Source organism: Asaia platycodi JCM 25414 (genome assembly GCF_000614545.1).
In the GTDB taxonomy this organism is placed as follows: Bacteria; Pseudomonadota; Alphaproteobacteria; order Acetobacterales; family Acetobacteraceae; genus Asaia; species Asaia platycodi.
Window position 1 is genome coordinate 41,003 of the sequence record NZ_BAKW01000012.1, and the last position, 20,901, is coordinate 61,903.

20 protein-coding genes and 4 pseudogenes are annotated in these 20,901 nt (G+C 60.4%); 10 read left to right on the top strand and 14 right to left on the bottom strand.

What is annotated here, in order from left to right:
- Positions 1–85: 85 nt before the first annotated feature.
- The 8 genes and pseudogenes from JCM25414_RS10005 to JCM25414_RS10040 form a co-directional block, all read right to left on the bottom strand.
- Entirely contained in the window at positions 86–511 is a 426-nt protein-coding gene (locus JCM25414_RS10005) for a VOC family protein (protein WP_025841550.1), read from the bottom strand.
- A gap of 6 nt (positions 512–517) precedes the next feature.
- Positions 518–1,446, bottom strand: a pseudogene (locus tag JCM25414_RS19105) (bifunctional riboflavin kinase/FAD synthetase).
- Positions 1,443–2,135 (bottom strand): acireductone synthase, encoded by a 693-nt coding sequence (gene mtnC, locus JCM25414_RS10015; RefSeq protein ID WP_025841551.1) that lies wholly within the window; start codon positions 2,133–2,135, stop codon positions 1,443–1,445. The pseudogene JCM25414_RS19105 and the gene mtnC overlap by 4 nt, the downstream one beginning before the upstream one ends.
- Positions 2,132–2,689 (bottom strand): 1,2-dihydroxy-3-keto-5-methylthiopentene dioxygenase, encoded by a 558-nt coding sequence (locus JCM25414_RS10020; protein WP_025841552.1) that lies wholly within the window; start codon positions 2,687–2,689, stop codon positions 2,132–2,134. The genes mtnC and JCM25414_RS10020 overlap by 4 nt, the downstream gene beginning before the upstream one ends.
- Positions 2,686–3,302, bottom strand: a pseudogene (locus JCM25414_RS19110) (methylthioribulose 1-phosphate dehydratase). Before JCM25414_RS19110 ends, JCM25414_RS10020 begins: the two are co-directional and overlap by 4 nt.
- Before the next feature lie 7 nt (positions 3,303–3,309).
- Positions 3,310–3,576: a twin-arginine translocase TatA/TatE family subunit gene (locus tag JCM25414_RS19115; RefSeq protein WP_025841553.1), complete on the bottom strand. Its 267-nt coding sequence runs from the start codon at positions 3,574–3,576 to the stop codon at positions 3,310–3,312.
- 52 nt (positions 3,577–3,628) lie between these two features.
- Positions 3,629–4,138, bottom strand: a complete 510-nt coding sequence (locus tag JCM25414_RS10035) for a CHAP domain-containing protein (protein WP_025841554.1) — start codon at positions 4,136–4,138, stop codon at positions 3,629–3,631.
- Entirely contained in the window at positions 4,135–4,767 is a 633-nt protein-coding gene (locus JCM25414_RS10040) for a regulatory protein RecX (protein ID WP_035443133.1), read from the bottom strand. The genes JCM25414_RS10035 and JCM25414_RS10040 overlap by 4 nt, the downstream gene beginning before the upstream one ends.
- A gap of 59 nt (positions 4,768–4,826) precedes the next feature.
- On the opposite strand from JCM25414_RS10040, the gene JCM25414_RS26055 reads away from it, so the two are divergent.
- From JCM25414_RS26055 to JCM25414_RS10085, 10 genes and pseudogenes are all read left to right on the top strand, one after another.
- On the top strand, positions 4,827–5,294 hold the full coding sequence (locus JCM25414_RS26055) for a serine hydrolase (RefSeq protein WP_277911316.1): 468 nt from the start codon (positions 4,827–4,829) through the stop codon (positions 5,292–5,294).
- A complete protein-coding gene (locus JCM25414_RS19120; RefSeq protein WP_277911317.1) occupies positions 5,291–6,385 on the top strand; it encodes a serine hydrolase in 1,095 nt (364 codons plus the stop codon). Before JCM25414_RS26055 ends, JCM25414_RS19120 begins: the two co-directional genes overlap by 4 nt.
- 126 nt (positions 6,386–6,511) lie before the next feature.
- On the top strand, positions 6,512–7,732 hold the full coding sequence (locus JCM25414_RS10050) for an aspartate aminotransferase family protein (RefSeq protein ID WP_025841556.1): 1,221 nt from the start codon (positions 6,512–6,514) through the stop codon (positions 7,730–7,732).
- Positions 7,729–8,712 (top strand): ornithine carbamoyltransferase, encoded by a 984-nt coding sequence (gene argF / locus JCM25414_RS10055; protein WP_025841557.1) that lies wholly within the window; start codon positions 7,729–7,731, stop codon positions 8,710–8,712. The genes JCM25414_RS10050 and argF overlap by 4 nt, the downstream gene beginning before the upstream one ends.
- Positions 8,713–8,767: 55 nt before the next feature.
- A pseudogene (hslO, locus tag JCM25414_RS19125) lies at positions 8,768–9,683 on the top strand (Hsp33 family molecular chaperone HslO).
- Positions 9,680–10,693, top strand: a complete 1,014-nt coding sequence (locus JCM25414_RS10065) for a hypothetical protein (protein WP_035443134.1) — start codon at positions 9,680–9,682, stop codon at positions 10,691–10,693. The pseudogene hslO and the gene JCM25414_RS10065 overlap by 4 nt, the downstream one beginning before the upstream one ends.
- A 28-nt stretch (positions 10,694–10,721) precedes the next feature.
- The gene (locus JCM25414_RS19130; RefSeq protein WP_051535817.1) at positions 10,722–11,786 is read left to right on the top strand and encodes a hypothetical protein; all 1,065 of its coding nucleotides are present in this window, start codon (positions 10,722–10,724) and stop codon (positions 11,784–11,786) included.
- A complete protein-coding gene (locus JCM25414_RS10075; RefSeq protein ID WP_025841559.1) occupies positions 11,704–12,396 on the top strand; it encodes a gluconate 2-dehydrogenase subunit 3 family protein in 693 nt (230 codons plus the stop codon). The genes JCM25414_RS19130 and JCM25414_RS10075 overlap by 83 nt, the downstream gene beginning before the upstream one ends.
- 26 nt (positions 12,397–12,422) lie before the next feature.
- Positions 12,423–14,200, top strand: a pseudogene (locus JCM25414_RS19135) (GMC family oxidoreductase).
- Positions 14,200–15,525, top strand: coding sequence for a c-type cytochrome (locus JCM25414_RS10085; protein WP_025841560.1), 1,326 nt, complete (start codon positions 14,200–14,202; stop codon positions 15,523–15,525). Before JCM25414_RS19135 ends, JCM25414_RS10085 begins: the two are co-directional and overlap by 1 nt.
- Positions 15,526–15,545: 20 nt before the next feature.
- Here the strand turns inward: JCM25414_RS10085 and JCM25414_RS10090 are convergent, their stop codons facing one another.
- From JCM25414_RS10090 to JCM25414_RS19150, 6 genes are read right to left on the bottom strand one after another with little or no spacing between them, the layout of a single operon-like run.
- On the bottom strand, positions 15,546–16,823 hold the full coding sequence (locus JCM25414_RS10090) for a glycine-rich domain-containing protein (RefSeq protein WP_242403493.1): 1,278 nt from the start codon (positions 16,821–16,823) through the stop codon (positions 15,546–15,548).
- Positions 16,802–17,461, bottom strand: coding sequence for a hypothetical protein (locus JCM25414_RS10095; protein ID WP_025841562.1), 660 nt, complete (start codon positions 17,459–17,461; stop codon positions 16,802–16,804). Before JCM25414_RS10095 ends, JCM25414_RS10090 begins: the two co-directional genes overlap by 22 nt.
- A 52-nt stretch (positions 17,462–17,513) precedes the next feature.
- Entirely contained in the window at positions 17,514–17,831 is a 318-nt protein-coding gene (locus JCM25414_RS25005) for a hypothetical protein (RefSeq protein ID WP_025841563.1), read from the bottom strand.
- Between the two features lie 53 nt (positions 17,832–17,884).
- Positions 17,885–19,834, bottom strand: coding sequence for a baseplate J/gp47 family protein (locus tag JCM25414_RS25010; protein WP_242403494.1), 1,950 nt, complete (start codon positions 19,832–19,834; stop codon positions 17,885–17,887).
- A gap of 39 nt (positions 19,835–19,873) precedes the next feature.
- Complete coding sequence (locus tag JCM25414_RS10115) at positions 19,874–20,248, bottom strand: hypothetical protein (RefSeq protein WP_025841565.1); 375 nt, start codon at positions 20,246–20,248, stop codon at positions 19,874–19,876.
- On the bottom strand, positions 20,245–20,895 hold the full coding sequence (locus tag JCM25414_RS19150) for a hypothetical protein (protein ID WP_025841566.1): 651 nt from the start codon (positions 20,893–20,895) through the stop codon (positions 20,245–20,247). Before JCM25414_RS19150 ends, JCM25414_RS10115 begins: the two co-directional genes overlap by 4 nt.
- Positions 20,896–20,901 lie beyond the last annotated feature (6 nt).

The window sequence follows — 20,901 nt, forward strand, 5'->3', positions numbered from 1 at the left end:
CCGTGGAATTATTAACCAAGGGTAATCTATAACATTACAAAAGTGAGAGCAAACAACAAAACTTCACATTCAAGGCAAGATCATGTCACGGCCCATCGGGCGGCATTTTCAGATCGGGAAGGTTGGCGGAAGGATGGCTGCGCCAATGGGCCAGGCGCGTTGCCAGCGAGCCAACATGGATTTCGAGCTTATGGCCGTCAGGATCGAGAAAATAAAGCGAGTCGCCTTCGCTTTTATTGACCTTCCACAGAGACACCTGCCCCAAAAGACGCGACGAAAGCGTTTTAAAAGCATCGGCGCTGACGTCGAAGGCGAGATGGGTGTCATCCTGTCGTGGTCGGCATCTATCCGCAGGCGCGCATTCGAGGCAAAGCCAGAGCGACCCCGCCTCAAGGTAAGCACCGCGATCCCAGCGCGCCCTCAGAGGGCATCCAAGAAGACCCTCATAAAACCCGAGTGCACGCGACAAATCCGTCACGCAGAGCGTGACGTGATTGATCCCCTGCAGCAGACAGGTTCAGGCGGCAGGGCTGAGCGCGGCGCGGGCCTGGCACGCGTCCTCGGCAATCTGGGCCTTCAAGGCGTCGAGCCCGTTGAAGCGACGCTCTTCCCGTAACAGCCTGTGCAGACTGACTTCGAGATTCTGGCCGTAGAGATCCTCATTGACATCGAACAGATGCGCTTCAAGACGGCTTTCCTGTCCGTCATCAATCGTCGGGCGGCGTCCGATATTGGCAACACCGGGGGTCACGCGCCCGTCCGGGTGACGCACGGTCACGGCATAGACACCGCGGGCAGGTTCGACATGGCGGCCCAGCGGAATGTTGGCGGTGGGGAAACCCAACAGGCGCCCGCGCTTGTCGCCGTGAGCCACGGTGCCCGTAATGAACCAGGGACGACCAAGCTCCTCCGCCGCGCGTTCGGGGTACCCTTCCTGAAGCAGCCGGCGGATGCGCGAGGAAGAAAACGGCCCACTGATATCGGTAAGAGGCGGCACGACTGTCAGGCCGATATCGAGGGCTTCGAGCCTGTGCGCCAGAAAATCGATATTCCCTGCCCGTCTGTGCCCGAAAGCGAAATCGGGACCGCAGGCCACATGCTGCACGCCGAGGGCGCGATGCAACACGTCTTCAACAAAACGTTCAGGCGAGAGATGACTGAAATCCGCATCGAAAGGCAGCTGGAAGATCTGCTTCACGCCCTGCTCATGCAGAAAACGCGCCCGGATGGCGGGGAGCATCAACCGGATCGGCGGGTCCTGAGGGCGGAAGAACTCGCGCGGATGCGGCTCGAAGGTCACCGCGCTAGAGGCAGGTCGGGACGTGCCGCATGAAGCGATTTCAGGAGATGGACATGCCCGAGATGCACACCATCGAAATTGCCGAGGGCTACGGCGGCGCCGCGCGCCTCTTGCGGGATTGCCGCCCAGTCCTCGTGCAGGGTCATGAGACGGGCAGCTCGAATTGCTGGCTGACACTCTGGAAATCCGCCGCCTGACGCACGCCTTCATGAGCGGTCGTGCCGTCTTCGGGACGGATGAGCTGGCAGGTCTTGAGCCCGGCCTCGGCTGCGGCGTCGAGTTCGGCGCCGATATCGGAAAGGAAGAGGATCTCGCCCGGCGCCACACCCGCACGCGAGGCGATCTCACGATAGCTCTCGGCGATTTTCTTGCCACCGATATCGAGATCATAAAACGCCTCGAACAGCGCGGTCAGATCGCCCGCATCGGAGTAGCCGTAAAGCAGGCGCTGTGCGCTGGCCGAGCCGGAGGAATAGACAGCAAGGCGCAAGCCTGCCTCGTGCCAGGCTTTCAATGCCGGTGGCACATCGGGATAGAGGCGCGCCTTGAGGGCGCCTGACTCAAAGCCCGTTTTCCAGGCAAGGCCCTGCAGCGATTTGAGCGGTGCGACCTTTTCGTCACGAACGGTCCAGTCATGAAGCTGGGCGAGCGGATCACAACCGGGATTGGCCGCCTCGATATCCGCCAGCGCCACCTTGACCAGAGGATTGCACGCCTGTTCGCGGAGCAGTTCCGGCATTACCTTGTCGGAATAGGGAAAGAGCACGTCCTTGACGAAAGAGATCGGCAGGGTCGTGCCTTCGATATCGAGAAGGATCAGGCGGACGGTGCTCATGCGGCGAGTTCCGGAATGGCGACAGGAAAGCGACGGGCGATTTCATCGCCTGTGTATTCGGCAACCCAGCCCGTCGTATCGGTAAAGACGCGCAGCGCGACCACATCGGGATCGAGCCCGGCATCGAACCAGTGCGGCGTGCCCTCAGGAACCGAAATCAGATCCCCCTGCACGCAGAGCACGGAATAGACCTTGCCCTCGACATGCAGGATGAACGCCCCCTGACCATGCACGAAGAAGCGTACCTCATCTTCGCTATGAGTGTGCTCCGAGAGATATTTCTCACGCATGGCGGCAATCTGCGGCGTATTGCGGTCAAAACGCACCACATCGGCGCTACCAGCTCCGGTTTCGCCCATCAGCCCATCAAGATAGGGGCGATACGCCTCCAGAATGACCTCTGGTGCGGCATCCTTGGCTGGCGTCACAGGGGACTGCCAGCGCTCAAACCGCACATTAAGCGGGCGCAAGGTCTCTGCAATGACCCGCGCATCCTCTGTGTCGAGAAGGAGATTTTCGGGCGTATCGTCGCGATAGATCGTTAGTCGGCTCATAATTTCCGCCTTTCGAGTTCGCAGGCCAGAAGGAATTCCAGCCCTTCCAGACGGGCCAGCGCCATGGCCATATCCCGCCCCCAGACATAAACACCATGCCCTCTGATCACATAACCGGCGGGCATTTTCCCGAGAGACGGGGCCACGACCGTCGCGAGACGCGCGATATCCTGATCATTGTCAAAAAAGGGCACGTCGATTGCGGTATCGTGGGTCGATTGCCCCTCGAATACCTTGAGCAATTCATAACCTGCCAACGTGAGCACAGGCGTCTCAATTGCCCTCGACAGCACGGTCGCTGCCACTGAGTGCCCGTGCAGCACGGCGCGATCGTCGGATCGGACGCATAAAGCTGTGTGTGAAGCAGCGTCTCAGCGCTGGCCTTCTGGCCGGAATCCAGCGGCCGACCCTCAGGATCGATTTCCATGACGTCCTGCTCGGTCAAAAAGCCCTTATGACCCCCTGAACGCGTGATCGCGATGCGACCATCGGCAAGTCGACGGCTGAGATTGCCTGCCGTGGCTGGCACCCAGCCTCGTTGATCCATTCTGCGGCCAGCATGCAGCACGTCCTGCACCGCATCCGGCCAGAGCCGGTCCGAAAGCTGAGTCATGGAAAGCTCAGTGATTGACGTTGTTCACATTACCGCCCGAAGCGGGGGGCGTATATTGCGGTTGCTGGAAATTACCCTGGGGCGGCGGAGAGATCTGGCCGTTAGGCTGATCGTGCTTCGGCTCCATGGATTCGTCTTCGGCCATGTTCTTCTTGAAGGACTTGATCCCCTTCGCGAAGTCGCCCATCAGACCACTGATCTTGCTGCCACCGCCAAACAGGATGAGTACGACGGCAAGCACTATCAGCCAGTGCAGGGGACTCATGCTACCCATAATCTCTCTCCTCGTATGACGGTACCGAACAGCCGTCTTTTTTTCTCGCTTCTCACATGGCGTGATCGGGCGTCTCTTGCAAGCGCGCAATATTATCGAGGTCACGCGGAACGATAAAGCCATAGGTCGGATAGGCCCGTGAGCCGAGATTTTTGATTGGTGCCCAGTAAACCCGCACCAGAGACCAGTCATTATCGCGCGAGACGTCGATAACAGGCACGGACCGGTCGATCCGACCCGGCTCCCAATTGGCATGTTCGACAAGAATCTTGCGCGACGAGACAGTGCTCCGCACCACCGAGACATGGCCTGATGGCAGGCGCCCGGTCGACCGAAAAACCAGGATCTCGCCCTGTGCCGGGCTCTGGGTGCGCCTGTATTTGCCAGAAGCTCCGCGCCACCAGGAGGCGGCCGCCCCGTAAAGCGCGACCCCGGTCTTGGCGCGTGCATAGGGCGCACATTGCAGCGGGCCATTGAAGCTGGCGCGGCTGTACTCCCTCGGCCCGCCGCCGCAGGCGGCAAGGCTCAGGCAGAAACTGAATCCAAGCACCATTTTCTTCATGACGATTTCAGCGCCATGACGCGATCCTCCGCTTCCATCAGATCCAGACCCAATGCCCGTTCGGCCACATCACGGCCGAACCCCGCACGGGCAAACACAGCAAGAGCGCGCTGATGGCGCTCGGGCGCCTCTCCCTCAGCCTCTTCTTCATCGCCTCTCCTGAACGGACCGAGCCGACGTTTTCGGGCGAGTACGAGCGCCGCCCCCAATTCGCGCTCATGAGCGCTGTCATCATGCCGGTGGCCGAGCGCCTCTTCGAGTGCTTCGCCCAGGACCTCGGCGCCAATACCCTTCTGTGTCAGGCTGGCAGCCACCGCCCGACGCGACCGCCCTGAACGCGTCAGACTGAGCGACCGGGACCGGGCAAAAGCAGCGTCGTCGAGCGCACCGAGCTGGCGCATATCGGCGACAATCCCGGCAATAGCTCCCCGGCTCGCTTTGGCCTGAGTCTCTATCTGGTCATTCTCGCCGCCCTGTGCGCCTGCCTTGCGTGCCCATCGCATGACGGCGCGTTCCAGCACCTGGGCCAGGCCCTGCTCGGTCGCAGCGAAGCGCGCGAGATGGCGCAGGGCCGTCTCACGCAGGTTTGCCGCTGTCGGCGGAGGAGGCAGATCCGGAATCGCTGACATGGTTACACTGTGCCATAACTTCATGGCAGCAACATGGTGAAAACCGCCGGAGCCCCGTCATGACCCTTTCATCACTCGAACGCGCGCTCGCGGCCCTCCCCTCGACCTATCCGGGGCCGGGTGGCGCTGCTGCGGTCATCAAGGATGGAAGGGTGATTGGCCGCCATTGCTGGGGCTTCGCGAATGCCGAGACCCGCCTGCCCTTCACACCGCAGACACTGTTTCGACTATGCTCGATCACAAAACAGTTCACCTGTGCGCTGCTCAGTGAGTTTGCGGACAAGGCCCCCTTTGATGCCGCCATTGCCAGCTATCTGCCAAAGCTGGAAGAGGCGCCCCCCGGCATCATGGATCTGGCTCATAACCAGTCAGGACTGCGCGATTACTGGGCGGTGGCCATGCTGCACGGCGCCCCCACCGAATCGGGCTTTGGCGCCACAGAGGCCCATCGTGTGATCTCTGGCACGCGCAGCCTGCATTTTCGTCCCGGCACAGCTACTCGTACGTCAACCAGAATTTCTTCCTGATTTCCGAAGCCCTTGAGGCGCTTTCGGGTCGGAGCTTCGCCGAGTTGCTGAGAACGAAGCTGTTTGAACGCCACGGCATGAACACCGCCTTTCTCGCTGCCGATACGCAGGCCATGCCCGACGGCACGCAGGGATATGAAGGGAGTGAGGCGACCGGCTATCGCGCTGCGGTCAATCATATCTTCTGGACTGGCGATGCCGGGCTCGGTGCCAGCCTGGACGACATGATCGCCTGGGAGCTGGCAATCGATACCCAGCGCGACGACCCGCAAGGGTTTTACAATCGCCTCTCCGCCCCGGTGACCTTCCGAGACGGCACCCCGGCCCGTTATGGCCATGGGCTGCAACGCGGCACGCTTTTCGGACGTGCCATGACAGGTCACGGAGGTGCCCTGCGCGGCTGGCGCAGCCACAGGCTGCATCTGGCAAAGGAGCGTCTGTCAGTCATCGTGATGTTCAATCACATGTCCGAGGCCCATTCGGCAGCAGCTCACCTTGCCGCCGCCGCGCTCGACATCGCGCCGGTCAGACAGGAAGAAAACCCCGGCAACCGAGCGGTTCTGGGGCATTATCTCGACAAGGAGACCGGGCTCTCGGCATCGGTCACACCCGGCGCGTCAGGCACGAAACTCTCCTTACGCTACGCCTACCCACCCGAGACGCTCGATTTCTGGACACAGAACGGTGCCGGACGCGAGGCCACGCGGCTGAGCCTGTCAGATGAAGGGCTGACAATGGCGCGCCCTCAGGAAAACCGTATTGTCGCACTGAGCTGCCTCGCCGAGCGCATCAGGCATGACGGCCTGACAGGTCGTTATCACTGCACGGAGCTCGATAGCATGCTCACGCTCGAAGGGGCGGAGGGCGCGGTTTATGGCGGGTTTGCGGGGATGCTAGGCCAGGGGCGAATGGAGCGCCTCCAGCCACTGGGCGACGATGTCTGGCTGATCCCCTGCCTCAGGGCACTCGATCACTCACCGCCCGGCTACTGGACCCTCGCTTTTCAGCGTGACGAAACTGGCAAACTGACGGGCGTGCGCGTCGGATGCTGGCTGGCACGCGATCTGTTTTACCGGCGCTGCCAAGACTGAATTTGACGGATGGGGGGCAATACCCTCATCATGCAAAGCAGCAGCCTGTGCCTGCCCTGAGTTTTCAGGTGCGGGGTTCTTGCCGTTGCGCTTTCCCATCAATTTCAACCGGGCTCTCACATCGCCATGATTTCCGCTCTGATGCCAACATTCAAACGAGTCGACCTTGCTTTCGAGCATGGTCAGGGCGCTTGCTTGTACACGGCTGACGGGCGACGATTTCTGGATTTCGGGGCGGGTATCGCCGTCTCGTCTCTGGGCCATGGTCATGAAGGTCTGGTCAAGGCGATTGCCGATCAGGCCGCCCGTGTGATGCATGTCTCCAACCTGTATCGCATTCCTCAAGCCGAGAAGCTCGCGGACCGGCTCGTCGCGCATTCCTTTGCCGATAGCGTGTTCTTCTGCAATTCCGGCGCTGAAGCGAATGAGGGCATGGTCAAGATGATCCGCAAGACCCAGTCGGGTCGCGGTCATCCCGAGCGCACGCGAATCATCTGCTGCACGGGCGCCTTTCATGGCCGCACGCTGGCCATGATCGCTGCCACCGGCAACCCGGCCTATCTCGAAGGCTTCGGTGCGCCGGTCGAGGGCTTCGATCATGTGCCGTTCAACAACATGAACGCTTTGCGCGCCGCCATAACGCCTCAGACCGCAGGCATCATGCTAGAACCCATTCAGGGCGAGACCGGCATCAAGCAGGCTGACCCGCAATTCATGACCGGATTGCGTCAGGTCTGCGATGAATTCGGACTGGTCCTCGCCCTCGACGAAGTGCAAACGGGTATGGGTCGCACGGGCAAGCTGTTTGCTCATGAATGGTATGGCATAACCCCCGACGTCATTTCAGTCGCCAAGGGCATTGCGGGCGGTTTCCCGATGGGGGCCATCCTCGCCAATGAGGAAGTCGCTGCCTCGATGGGGGCTGGGTCTCACGGCACCACCTTCGGGGGCAATCCACTTGCCTGCGCCGCAGGGAATGCCGTGCTCGACGTCATTCTTGCCGATGGCTTTCTGTCTGAGGTCGAACACACAGGCGCCGTTCTCGGTGAGACGCTCGACGCCCTCGTGCACAAGCATCCGACGGTGTTCGAACTCGCCCGCGGGCGCGGCCTGATGTGGGGTCTGAAATGTCGCCTGCCAGTGACGCAGGTGCAGGCTCAAGTCACGGCTGAAGGTCTGCTGACCGTCACGGCTGGCGAAAACGTACTCCGCCTTCTGCCCCCGCTGATCGTGACCCCAGAAGAGTGCCGCGAGGCGTGCGCCATTCTCTCACGCGCCGCCCAGGCCCTTGAGGCCGCAGAACACCAGAAAAACAAGACAGAAAGCCCGACGGAGAGCCACGCATGACCATTCAGACCCGCTCTTCTTCTACGGCAGAAATCCGGCATTTTCTCGATCTGCGCGATCTGGATTCCGCAACGCTGCGCGACATCATTGATGTCGGTCGTGCCGTGAAGACCATGCAGGATAATCGGCGCGTCCCGATGCACTTGGCCCATCCTCTGGCCGGGCGCACACTCGGATTGATGCTGTCGAAGCCCTCGACACGCACGCGCCTTTCTTTCGAGGTGGGTATGCGCCAGCTCGGCGGTGACGTGTCTGTGCTCTCGCCGTCGGATATGCAGATCGGTCGCGGCGAAAGCCTGGCCGATACCGCGCGCGTATTGTCACGTTTCCTCGACGTACTGGTCGTACGCACGGGCGAGACCGACATGCTGGGCGAACTCGTGCGCTGGAGCAGCATACCGGTAGTAAACGGGCTGACACCGAACTCCCATCCGGTGCAGATCCTGGCCGATATCATGACCTATGAAGAGCATCGCGGCCCGGTTGCCGGCGCGCACTGGGCCTGGATCGGCGATGGCAACAACGTCGCCGCGTCTCTTATCGAAGGCGCTGTGCGTTTCGGGTTCTCGCTCACTCTCGCGACCCCCGAAACGATGAAGCCACGACAGGAGGTGCTCGACTGGGCACAGGCCGAGGGCGGCAAGATCCGGCTTGTTCATGATCCCGTCGAAGCGGTACGCAACGCAGGGTGTATCGTGACCGATACCTGGACCAGCATGTCAGACGAGGAATCAGCGGCACGGCTCAGCACGCTGCGCCCTTTCCAGGTGAATACCGCCCTTATGCAGAAAGCAGCCCCCAAGGCCCTGTTCATGCACTGCCTGCCCGCCCATATCGGTGAGGAAGTGACCGAAGAGGTGTTCGAAAGCGCCGCTTCGGTCGTGTTCGACGAAGCGGAAAACCGCCTTCATGCCCAGAAAGGTCTCCTGCTCTGGGTTCTGGGCGGTGAAGACTGGCGCTCTTTCGGCAAGCCCGGTTGAGCGCAGGCACCCTTTGCCGCGTTACTGACCCTGGAAAGCATCAGACAAGACTGCAATGATCGAAACACCCGCCTTTCTGGATACCCAGCGCCCCGAGACCGTGCCCGATCTTGTGATCTCGCACGGAATCACGCCTTTTCATCTGGCAAACCGCCCGGTACGCGGCCGTCTGGTGAGACTGGGCAAGCTCGCCGATATCATGTTGACGCGCCATGATATTCCCGATTGCGGGCGGCAACTGGCTGGCCAGGCTCTGTCTCTCGTCGCCGGGCTGAGCGCAGGCCTGAAATTCAAGGGCTCGTTTTCCCTCCAGATCAAGGGCGATGGTCCGGTCTCCATGCTCGTGGCCGATTGCACCGATGCTGGCGAATTGCGCTTCTATCTTCGCTCCGACAACACACCCGATAATGCCTCGGCCAAAACCCTGCTCGGTGATGGCTATTTCGCCTTCACCATCGATCAGGGCGCGCATACAGAACGCCATCAGGGCATCGTGGCGCTGGAAGGTGAAACCCTGGCCGAAATGGCCATGCATTATTTCACCACCAGCGAACAGCACGAGTGCTGGATGCGCCTCTATTGCGAAAAGGCCGATGAGGCTGGCAGGCGGGCGCTCTGATGCTGGAAAAGATCGCGGCAGAAGGCGGAATCGGCTCCGGGCCGGACAGCGATGCGGATGCGTGGGAAACGGCCTGTATACTGGGCAACACCCTGAAAGCCTCCGAACTTTTCGACCCGACACTGAGCGCCACGACGCTGGTCGAGCGTCTCTTCGGCACGCAGGACGTTCTGGTCGACCGCCCCCGTGTGGTGAGCCTTGGCTGTCGTTGCAATCGCGCCAGACTCGCAAGCGTGCTCTCGACCTTTCCGGAAGACGATCTCGACCATATGGCCGAGGAAGGCAGATCACCATGAATTGCGAGTTCTGCAATGTCGGGTTTCGCTTTGACCGCAACGAGATTGCGCGGTGAGCGCGGTTGACGATCTGCTGCGTGGCATTCGCGTCGACGGGGAGGCGCTGACCGCCCTGTACGATCAATGGATTCCACAGGAGATCGTCGCTCTGGATGACGATATCAGGTGCCTGACCCTGAGCGACGCCATGAGCGGGCGTCAGGCCGTCTGGTATCTCGATGGCGAAAATCATTATTGCGGCTCGCATATCGAAGTCGTGCAGCGTCTGCACCCCCAGCAGATTCTTTCCGCCGTTGCCCCATGGTTCGACGAGTTGGCGCGACATTCGCTGAGTGCCACGCCCACCGCGCTTCAAGACGCACCACGGGTGCCTCTCTTTCTGGCCACACAGCTTGCTGCGGCATGGTGCGTCCGCGTTCTGACCGATATGCGTCAGATCCAGACCTCTCTGGCCGAGCAGGATCAGGAAATCGCAACGCTTGGCGAGAGAACTCTTTCGTCTCGTCAGATCCGGCGCCTGCTCGGCACCCGGATCGGGCCGGAATCCCTGGTGGTTCTCTCCCCCCTTAGCGATCGCCCCTTACGATCGCAGATCTCGTTCGTCATCGAGCATCAGCTTGTGCATCGTTTCTACGATCCCGAGGCAGACTGCAGCTTCTACCTGTCCTGGTGGGAGAGACAGCTCGACAAATCGCCCAGCTTTTATTGTCCCAAGACCAATCTGCTCGTCAGCGACGAGAACATGGCAGGTATGCTGCCAGCCATGATTCTGGGCTGGTATCTCAGCAACCCCCATCATGTCGCGACCATCGCCGACGCACAGGCTTTCGAAGCGCGCGATTACGGCCTTGGCAGCGCGTCTTCCCTTCTGGTCGAAATCGACACCGGCAACACGCTGCCTCCTGCGCCCGAAACGACATCCGCCGATATGATCTCGGAATCATGGGCCTTCCTACATCAAAATCCGTCCGAAATTGCGCCGCAGGGCGCGCAAAACCCGAGACAGGAAAAGAAACAGTCGGGACGTCTTTTCGAGCGGCTACGCTCTTTAGTAAAAAAGACCTAAAATCGAGACGCATAGTCAGGAGCAGCTCATGTCGCAAAGTCCTTCCAGGGTTAAGAACTTCCTCCGCTTCGGTTCCCTCTGCCTCGCTCTTGGCAGCGCCTCCCCCCTGCTGACAGCATGCGGCGACAGCGAGCCGCAAAGCTTTGCGCCGCTCGACTATAATTATCTCAGCAAAATGCATCTCAACGTCGCCCATATCGAGATTGTCGATACGGCACCGCCCGGCTCCGCTCCCGGCGACATTTCGGGCAAGGCTCCGACGACACCCCAGCAGGCGCTCGAACAGATGGCCCGCGATCGTCTGATCGCCAGCGGGACGGAGGGTAGCGGCACGTTTACCATCACCAAGGCAAGCATCCTTCATGCTCCGGGCGGCACGCTTCTGGGCGAACTCGAGGCCCATATCGATCTCTCGGCACCCTCAGGCGGTCGCGCCGGCTATGCGCTCGCCCATATCACCCGCAGCCTCAATCCTGGCGACAAAGACCCGGAATCCCGCGCTGTCCTCTACGATCTGACATCGCAGATGATGCAGGACATGAATGTCGAGCTTGAGTTCCAGATCAAGAAATCGCTTCATGACTGGCTCGTCGATGCCAGCGGCGCCCCTTTGCAAGGTGCGATCCAGCAGCAGGATATCGGCCCGAATGCTGCTCTTTCTGCACCCTCGGTCTCGTCTGCCAATGCTCCTGCAGCAACAGCTCAGCCCGCCCCTGCCTCGACCGCACCCGTGCTCCGGCTCCGGTCGCCAAACCGCAAGGCCCTGACGCCATCTTTCCGCTCGGCGACGATGACGCGCCTGCGGCACCTGCTGTCAAATCACCGCAGCCCGGCGTGCTCTCCCTTCCGTCTGGTCATTCGTAACGGGAATTCACCACCTGCCCGGCCCGACAGGCTGAAGCCAGTCGGGCCGGGCAGAAACCTGCTTGCATTTCCTCACGCAATCGCGAAGAAGGGGGCGATGCCCATATGGTGGGCATCATCCATCGTTGTTCCGTCAGGAGAACAGGTTGAGCGCGCCTTCGTCTTCACGCCGACGCTTCGTCAAGAATGCGGCAGGCACCACCGCCTTCCTTCTTCTCGCCGGTCATGACTTCGCCGCCCGCGCTGCGGCTGCGGCCAGGCTCGACGACAAACCAGTTTTTTTCACGCCTGACGAAATGCGCTTTCTGAATGCGGCCTGCGATTGCATCTTCCCGCACGACGATCTTGGTCCAGGCGCCTCTGCTCTTGGCGTCCCCACCTTCATCGACCGGCAGATGAACACGCCCTATGGCCGGGGTGAGCTCTGGTACATGGCAGGCCCGTTTCAGGATGGCCCCGCCAATCTTGGCTACCAGCTCCCGTTTGCACCGCAAGATCTGTATCGCAAGGGAATTGCAGGGGCCAATCACTACGCCCGCACCGAACGCGGCAAGGATTTTGCCGATCTCCACGTTGAAGAGCAGATCGAAATCCTGACGGCTTTCGAAGGTGGCGCCGTTCATTTTCAAGAGCTCAATGCGCGACTTTTCTTCGAGCAATTGCGCCGCAACACGCTCGAAGGCGCTTTTTCCGATCCGATCCATGGGGGCAATCGCAACATGGAAGGCTGGATTCTGCTCGCCTTTCCCGGTGCGCGCGCCGATTTCATGGATTGGGTCAATCAGGAAGGCGCAGCCTATCCTTTCGGCCCCGTATCGATCAGCGGCCAGAAGGCCTGAGCGTCAATCATTCGAGTTCCAAACGCATGACATCAAAACGGACTGACGTAGTCATTATTGGCGCAGGCTGGGCAGGCGCCATTCTTGCCAAGGAAATGCGTGAGGCAGGACGTAGTGTCGTCATGCTCGAGCGCGGCCCGGAACGCTCAACGGCAACAGAAGGCACCTATCCCGGATCGATCGATGAATTGCGCGGGGCTATCAGACACAGATTATTCCAGAACCCCGCAAAGACCACAGTCACGATCCGCAACACGGTCAACCAGACAGCGCTCCCTTATCGTCAGCTCGCGGCTTTTCTGCCAGGTGAAGGCGTCGGCGGCGCCGGGCTTCACTGGTCGGGCGTGCATTTTCGCGCAGCCCCCGATGATCTGCGTCTCCGCAGCCATGTCATCGACCGCTATGGCGCAAAATTCATTCCCGAAGGGATGAATTTGCAGGATTACGGCGTGACTTATGAGGAGCTGGAACCTTTTTTCGACAAAGCCGAAAAGGTGTTCGGCACGTCGGGAGAAGCCTACAAGATCAACGGCCAGATCGTCGGCAATGGCAATGTGTTCTCGCCATCGCGCAGCGATAAATTCCCTCTTCCTGCCATGCAGGACGTCTATACAGCGAGCCTGTTCCGCAAGGCGGCGTCAGATGCCGGGTATCATCCTATGCGCTGCCCGCAGCCAATGCTTCGATGCAATACACCAACACATACGGCCTGCAGATGGGACCGTGCAATTTTTGCGGTTATTGCAGCGGCTATGATTGCTACATGTATTCGAAGGCCTCGCCAAATATCAATATTCTTCCGGCGCTGCGCGACGACAATGATTTCACGCTGATCACCGATGCCCATGTTCTGAAGGTCAATCTCGACAGCGACCGACGCAAGGCGACCGGCGTCACCTATCTCGACCAGCGCGAAAATCGGGAAAAGACCATCGAAGCTGATCTGGTCATTTTGGCTGCGTTCCAGTTTCACAACGTGCATCTGATGCTCCTCTCGGGCATCGGCAAGCCCTATGACCCGATCAGCAATACCGGTGTCGTCGGGCGCAACTTCGTCTATCAGACCATCACCACCTCACGTGCCTGGCTTTCGGGAAACCAGTTTACCAACCAGTTCGTGGGCGCTGGTGGCGCAGGCGTCGCTCTTGACGATTTCAACAGCGATAATTTTGATCATGGCCCGCTCGGCTTCGTGGGCGGCTCACCGATCTGGGTCAACCAGGCCGGTGTCAAACCCATTGCCGCAGCCATGAATGGCGGTGGCAAATCGGCGCCGCGCTGGGGCGCTGGCTACAAGGCGGGTCTGGTCGATACCTATCGTCATTCACTCGCCATGGATGCACATGGCAGCAACATGGCCTATCGCGACGTCTATCTCGATCTCGATCCGACCTGGCGTGACAGCTACGGACAACCCTTGCTGCGCATGACCTTCACCTGGAAGGAAAACGACATCCGCATGAACCAGTATGTCGTTGGCAAGATCGAGCCGATCATGAAGGCACTTGACGCCAGGCGCTACGAACTCGGCAGGCTCGAACACGGTGAAGCCTTCGATACACGCCGCTACCAGACGACCCATCTCGGCGGCGGCGCCGTCATGGGCACGAGCCCGACCGACAGCGCCCTCAACCGCTATCTACAGAGCTGGGATGTCTCGAACGTGTTCGTCATCGGTTCGAACGCCTTTCCGCAGGGCATGGGCTATAATCCCACCGGCACGGTCGCGGCCTTGGCCTATTGGGCGGCGCATCATATCCGCACCACCTATCTGGCCCAGCCCGGCCCGCTGGTGGCGTTGTGATGCGCGCGCGAAAAGCCGGCTTCGCGCTGCTCGCCATTGTCGGTCTCGCCGCCTCGGCGCAAACGAGGGCGCAGGAAAAACCGCAACAAGCGCTTATCGATAAAGGGCGCTATCTGGCAGCAGCAGCCGATTGCTCTGCCTGTCATACTCATGATGCCGCCGCGCCTTATGGCGGCGGCAATCCGTTCGGCCTGCCCATCGGAACGCTCTACGCCCCCAATATCACACCAGACAAACAGCATGGCATCGGCAACTATACAGAAGCCGATTTTTCCAATGCGCTTCGCCGCGGTGTCGGCAGAAATGGCAAGCCGCTTTATCCGGCCATGCCCTTCCCTTCCTATGCGCGCATGACCGATGCCGACATCCATGCGCTCTGGGTCTATTTCCATGAGGGTGTCACGCCGATCGCCAGATCGGCGCCTGCCAATGCCATACACTGGCCGCTCTCGATGCGTTGGCCCATGACCTTCTGGCGCTGGGCTTTCGCCCCGACGCCAAAAGCAGCCCTGAACAACGCCAATCGGAGTTTTCCTTCCAACGATATCGCCCGTGGTGCCTATCTGGTCGAAGGGCCGGGCCATTGCGGCGCCTGCCACACGCCACGAGCCCTGACGATGCAGGAAAAAGCGCTTTCCAGCGACGAGGGCGACGTGTTTCTTTCTGGCGGTGCTGCCGTCGATGGCTGGACACCCGTCAATCTGAGACAGGATGACCGCACAGGCCTCGGCAGATGGAGCGAAGACGATATCGTCGCCTTTCTTGCAACCGGGCGGAGCGAAAAAGGCTCGGCCTTCGGCGGCATGAGCGATGCCATCGCCCACGGCACACAACATCTCAGCACAGCCGATCTGCATGCCATCGCGCGCTACCTAAAAACGTCTCTCCCGGCCCGGAAGAACGAAAAAGCCTGGCAAGCCGATCACACCGTCGCAGATGCCCTGCGCGAGGGGCAGCTTCCCGCAGCCGGTGCCAAAACCTATATCGACCGATGCGCAGCCTGCCATCGAACGGATGGACGCGGCTATGCCCCGGCCTTTCCGCCTCTGGCTGGCAACCCGACCCTCATGGACAAGGACCCTGGTTCTTTGATCCTGATCGTTCTGCGCGGTGCAACGGTAGCCCCGACAGAAAAGGCCCCCTCCGCCCTGACCATGCCCGGCTTCGGACATGTGCTCAACGACCAGGAAGTCGCCGATGTCGTGACGTTCATACGCCAGAGCTGGGGCAATTCCGGCAGTGTTGTCACCGCAGCCGATGTGCACAGCTTCCGCGATCGTAATGCGGAGTGGATCAACACCCCGCCTCCCAAACCCTTTAACTAAATCTCATGCTTCCTTTGCGTTCAGTGGAGGAAGCGATAAATCACCAGCCCGGGATAGCCGCGACCTCCCGCTGCTGTCTGTCCGGCCACGCGGGTGGAATACGCTCCTCCCCCTCCTGCGCCATGACGCGTGGCATTGGCGCCCAAAAGATACCCGGCCTTTCCACCACCACCCCAGGGACCATTGGCGCCATTACCGGCAAACACGACACTGCCGTTCTGACCGTCGCTTCCGGCACCGCCGGTCTGATTCCAGAGAGTGCCTCCCCCCGTACCACCGCCATCGCCGCCTATCGCCATTTGAGACGTCGCAAAATACCCCGAACCACCCCCATCCGAGGTGAGAAAGGGTGTTCCGTTATAGGTTACGAAGCTCGGTCCCCCACGCTGACCAGCGCCGCCGCCTGGGCCGACCGTGACCGAAAGCGACGCATTTTTGGCGGGATCGACCGCATAGACACCCCAGCAATCGCCACCGGCCCCGCCACCGCCGCCTGAAAAAGACCCGGCCTCGGGCGTCAGGGCGTTACTCGAAGCCCCACCGCCACCACCTCCGATAACCCGCAATTCAACCTGACGAGCCCAGCCTGGTATTGTCAGAATCTGACTGGCGACACAGAGCGCCTGAGGCTGACTGATCTGCTGCGCAAAACTCATTGTCGCCAAATCGGGGAGAGCGGGTAGAAAAACGGTGCTTTTTTGCGGAACGACGGCGCCAAGCGTCGCTGCACCGGCAGGGACGCTCATCAGATAGAGCGGCACGATAATGGCCCCCGCAGCCGAAGGCGCGCTTGCCCCTGCCACGAAGCTGATACGCCCCGTGCGACGGGTAGGCAGCGCCTTGCCCCGATTATCCGGCCCCGCCATGGTCTGGTCCGGCTTTTCTGCATTGTAAAATGGCAGCACGTCCAGTGTATCGTCCTGCACGCGACAGACCGCGTAGAGGGTGATATCGACGCCCGTCAGGGGAATGGCTAGGGTCTGGGCCGCGTCGTTATAGAACAGGGCCTGCGTTACGGAAAAATCGGCGTCGAGCCCCGCCGAAACACCTCCGATACGCGCGGCATCGAGCGCATCCGGTGCCATGATTGCCCCTCGTCCGATCGTGACAGACAGATCACTGTCACACGTCTGACAGGCAAGACCCGAGGCCATGATCGTCTGGCTACCCACCAGCATTTCAGCAAAACGCCCCAGCCCCTCTTTCGCATAGCGGCCGAGACGCAGCAGATCCGTGTCGAACGGGACTGCCCCCGCATAAATGATCGGACGATCCATCACGCCTGCATCCTTATCCATGCGATCACACCCGATGCCTTCGTGGCCCTGATCGCCGCATGCAGGGCACGCTGTTCGACCGGCAGCTTCGGGTAGACCTCCAGAAAAAACTGCCCTCCCGGGCGGGCGCCATAACGGCTGCGCGACGCGCCGTAACCGCCAGCATAGCGCCAGGCACCGCAATCACGCACGGTTCCGGGTTCGATGATCCGTGGTGCGGCTCCAGAAAGGCGGCGCACCGCCTCGGATACGGCGTGACGCGTATTGAGCGGCGCCACCAGTGAGCTCACCATGCGCCTGCGAAAATGCGTGTCTCTCTCTAGCTTGAGCCGGATCATGCCTGAAGGCCCGAAGAAATCGACTGCCGCCATCTCCAGAAAGACAGCATCTGTCGTACCTAAGCGCGTCTGCCTGCGCACAAAATTCATTAGGGTCCAGATCGACGCCAGTATGGACCCGAACCCTGTAAGCAATGCCTGTAGAACCGGCGCATCTTCCGCCTCGTCTCCACGATAGGCCGGAAACCAGCCGAAAGGCAGAATGAGGCGCAGGCGTCTGGCAAAGTCCCGCGCAGTACCCGGCGCAATGCCGGTATCGTAAAGTATCTTGCGATCCGTCGCCTGCAGGCTCGATACATCGCGATCTCTCAGAATGGCCATCAGCCACCAACCTGTTCAGCCGTGAAAAGCGGCACGCGATAATCCTTACCATTCACATTGAGATGCAGGAAACCGCCTTCCGCCTCTTGCGGTAAGGCGCCTCCGGGGCTTGCCACGGGTGAGGACATCTGGATTTCTCCCCCCTCTGCAGGTAGAGGCCGAGATTGGGTGAGCCATTTTCACCCTTCTGCACGTAGAGGCCAGCCGCAGCGAGCCCGCTCCCGGCCTGAATGTTCAGCGTGTTGGTCGGCGCCGTGTTGGGTGAGATGGAGAACAGCAGATTACTGGTCATGTTCGTGACCAGAAGCCCGTCATCGGCAAATTGTATGCGCTGTCCCTTGGCCGTCTGCGAAACGGTCGAAAAAAGCATGGCTCCCGCATCGAGGCCCTGAACGTGCTCCCTCGTTTCAGGTGTTCGCCATTCTATACCCTGACTTCGCGCCATCGAAATCGCCGTCGCATAGCCGCTATCATCACCATTCGTCCCTGCCAGCGCCGTATTGCCGAACAGAATACCGGTTTTCCATGAGTCAGGATTACTGACGAAGACGATCCCCGCCTCGCAATCTGCCGTTCCCTCAGTCTGTCCGCCTCCGGCGCCGATCTGGATGGCATAGGTGCCGCCACCGCAATTCGGGTGATAGGGCGTCGACATGCCGTAAGCAGGGCCACCCAGATTGACCGCCTCCAGCTCCATGACGAAACTGGCTGATAATTGACCCCGGGCATGCGCCAGGCCTCGCCGTAATAGGCATAGGCCGTGGCTTGGGTCGGATTGGTCGTGTCGTCTGCAACGCCCCATGACGCAATACCGATCGTGCTCGGCACATGGCCCAGCTTGTCACGCCATTTTATTGCATCCGATGTGCGCGATCCGGCCACGAAGGCACTGTTACCGAAACGCGAAAGCGACGCAGCCTGGGCATTTTCGAGCGCCCAGGGACCGATCGAGGTGGTCGCCATGAGAGACGACAACCAGTCCTGACGCTCCACATCGCGCGTGTTGAGAGCCGGATAATCCGACGCCGCACCGATGAAGAAACGATCCCCGTAACGGCTGACTTTCGCTCCTTCTTCCGCAAAGAATTCGCCGCTGGGCGGAGAATCGGCGGGCGCTCCGGCAATCTGGCTCGCCGTCGCATTGAGGGTCTCGACACCGTCCGGCGTCGCGATGACGAGAACTTCCGATCCTGCAACAGAAGGAATAGGAAAGTAATTATTGAATTTCGGCATTACCCCTCCTGAACGATCTGAACGGAGATCGTGCCTGGAAAAAGCGACTGGCTGGTTTGTGCGGGGATATCGTTCTGAGTGCCATTGAGCAGAATATCTGTCACCGACAGCACCGACACGCCGGCACCGACATAAGCGACATAGGAAAGACGACTGAACGGATAACTCGCCCCGATCTGCGCCGCAGCGATATCGGCGCAAAGCTCTGACGAGTGTTGTCCGGGCCCCTTCCGCATCGGCGCCCGAAGCAATCCGCACCGCCATCGAAACGTTTACCGTCAGCATCACAGGACGCTGCACAGCAAATCCGACGCCCAGAGCCTTCGTCGCCTCGACACTGGCGTAGACTTTCTGAAGCACCTGCTCGGGCACGTCGTCACTGCCATCGTCTATAACGACCGTGAAATAACCTGCGCTGGTTGCCCCATCGGATTCCTGACCGTCAAAAACGGCATAGCTCAGATTGTTCTGGGTCTCGGCAACGGCGCTCTCGACTGCCGCGCGAGAAGCGCTCGCCTTGGAAGCCAGCCAGAGCGGAAAACGCCTGCGCAGCTGCGCATCGGTCTCCTGGTCTGAGCCATTCGCAAAAGCCTTGAGATTAGTGACGATATCGATGCCTGCAACCGAGGTGCCCATCAGGGAAATCGCGCCTATGGCAACATTTCCCTGAACACCCTCCACCAGCGCCTCTACGGGCAATGTCAGCGATGCCACCCCTGGGGGCCGTACATACCCCACCGTCTCGGCCGACCAGCGCTCATGGGTCGTATCGATTACGACCTCATAGGTAATGGCTGAAGCGGTACGAACGGTCACACCGGGGCGCACCACGGCGGAGATATCGTCGTAGGAAAAACAGGTCATGGTGACCGAGCCAAGCGCCTTGACGCCCGGCAGTCTGGTCATGCCGAAATCGCCGACGAAACTGTCGCAATCGGCGCCCACTGATGTGGCCAGTCTTGTGCGGCAAAGGATCTGCAGCTGCATATATTGCAGCCACAAACCGAGGGCGGCGACGCTTTCCAACAAAGCCCGCCCTGGCGTACCGATATCGAGGGTGAGCTTCTGGGCACACTGCGCCTGCGCCGTGACGACAGCATTCTGGACGAGTGACGAAAAGGAACGCAAAGAAAACGACATGAGCTTTCCGATGCCTCGTCGGCAGGAGCCGAGCCAGGCTCAGATCGTGCCGCTCTGATTGAATGTGAATATCTGCCCGGCTTCTTCGCCTTGCTCGGTATAGGCAATCGCGCAGCGATAGGTGCTCACAGCCAGAGGCGTCAGTGTCACTGTTACCGGTTGATCGTGGTCTATCGACGCCTCCAGAGCGAGTTGACTGACAATCAGCCCCTGCGTCTCCTCCTCCCGGATGGGTGTCCCGACGCGTGCAGGCAGACCGGCACCATACTCGCCATGCCAGAGATAGGCTTTCGGATTGGTGCAAAGACGCCGAAGGATATTTTGCCGTGTTGCCAATGTCCCATCGACAGGGCGCAGAGCGCCCTCCTCGTCGAGCTGAAGATCCTCACCGAAATAATGATACAGATCCGTCATCCCACAGCCTTTCCAGTCATGCCGTTGGGATAGGGATGCACGTGGTCACCCAGGCTGTTCAGGTCGGTCCGCACATCGCCGCCCGAGACGGAAATGCCGCCCCCCTTCACCTCGATACCAGCACCGGAAACAGACAATCCCCCAGAGTCGAGTGTCATCCTGACAGACCCTGCCCTGAGCACGATCGCCGATCCGCTGAGCGCACAACGTATTTCGCCAGCACCAAAGAACACGCCATCCCGGCCCAGATGCAGCCACCCGGCCTGTTCGCTCTTGCTGCTCGATTTTCCCGAGGGTGCACCGCATCCGGCCCGAACCAGCAATTCGCCAGGCTGTGCAACCTTCCCTGTCTGCGGCGACAAGGCGGGTCCGGCAACGACATCGAACATGACGGAAATAATAACGTAATTCTCGCCGTCGCCTTCCACAGGCATCAGTAATACATGCGCGCCCGGCGCACTAGGACAGGAAAGACGCAGATCGCCCACCTGCGTAACCGCCGCATCCGGCAACCACCCTGTCTCGATATTGTCAGGCTGCAAGCGCACCTTGACGGCATGATTGGCAGGATCAACCGCTGAAACGATCCCATGTATGGCGTGGGCCGTGCGCGTCTGATGGGCCGCAGCCCAAAAAGAACCATCCATGGGCCT

What these genes read in the sequence shown, in the direction of transcription:
- JCM25414_RS19130 (WP_051535817.1), top strand. Translation starts at nt 10,722, where the DNA reads ATGTCGCAAAGTCCTTCCAGGGTTAAGAACTTCCTCCGCTTCGGTTCC.
- mtnC (WP_025841551.1), bottom strand. Translation starts at nt 2,135, where the DNA reads ATGAGCACCGTCCGCCTGATCCTTCTCGATATCGAAGGCACGACCCTG.
- JCM25414_RS10020 (WP_025841552.1), bottom strand. Translation starts at nt 2,689, where the DNA reads ATGAGCCGACTAACGATCTATCGCGACGATACGCCCGAAAATCTCCTT.
- JCM25414_RS10040 (WP_035443133.1), bottom strand. Translation starts at nt 4,767, where the DNA reads ATGTCAGCGATTCCGGATCTGCCTCCTCCGCCGACAGCGGCAAACCTG.
- JCM25414_RS10095 (WP_025841562.1), bottom strand. Translation starts at nt 17,461, where the DNA reads ATGGCCATTCTGAGAGATCGCGATGTATCGAGCCTGCAGGCGACGGAT.
- JCM25414_RS25010 (WP_242403494.1), bottom strand. Translation starts at nt 19,834, where the DNA reads ATGTCGTTTTCTTTGCGTTCCTTTTCGTCACTCGTCCAGAATGCTGTC.
- JCM25414_RS10085 (WP_025841560.1), top strand. Translation starts at nt 14,200, where the DNA reads ATGCGCGCGCGAAAAGCCGGCTTCGCGCTGCTCGCCATTGTCGGTCTC.
- JCM25414_RS10035 (WP_025841554.1), bottom strand. Translation starts at nt 4,138, where the DNA reads ATGAAGAAAATGGTGCTTGGATTCAGTTTCTGCCTGAGCCTTGCCGCC.
- argF (WP_025841557.1), top strand. Translation starts at nt 7,729, where the DNA reads ATGACCATTCAGACCCGCTCTTCTTCTACGGCAGAAATCCGGCATTTT.
- JCM25414_RS10115 (WP_025841565.1), bottom strand. Translation starts at nt 20,248, where the DNA reads ATGACGGATCTGTATCATTATTTCGGTGAGGATCTTCAGCTCGACGAG.
- JCM25414_RS19150 (WP_025841566.1), bottom strand. Translation starts at nt 20,895, where the DNA reads ATGGATGGTTCTTTTTGGGCTGCGGCCCATCAGACGCGCACGGCCCAC.
- JCM25414_RS10050 (WP_025841556.1), top strand. Translation starts at nt 6,512, where the DNA reads ATGATTTCCGCTCTGATGCCAACATTCAAACGAGTCGACCTTGCTTTC.
- JCM25414_RS26055 (WP_277911316.1), top strand. Translation starts at nt 4,827, where the DNA reads ATGACCCTTTCATCACTCGAACGCGCGCTCGCGGCCCTCCCCTCGACC.
- JCM25414_RS19115 (WP_025841553.1), bottom strand. Translation starts at nt 3,576, where the DNA reads ATGGGTAGCATGAGTCCCCTGCACTGGCTGATAGTGCTTGCCGTCGTA.
- JCM25414_RS25005 (WP_025841563.1), bottom strand. Translation starts at nt 17,831, where the DNA reads ATGCTTTTTTCGACCGTTTCGCAGACGGCCAAGGGACAGCGCATACAA.
- JCM25414_RS10090 (WP_242403493.1), bottom strand. Translation starts at nt 16,823, where the DNA reads ATGGATAAGGATGCAGGCGTGATGGATCGTCCGATCATTTATGCGGGG.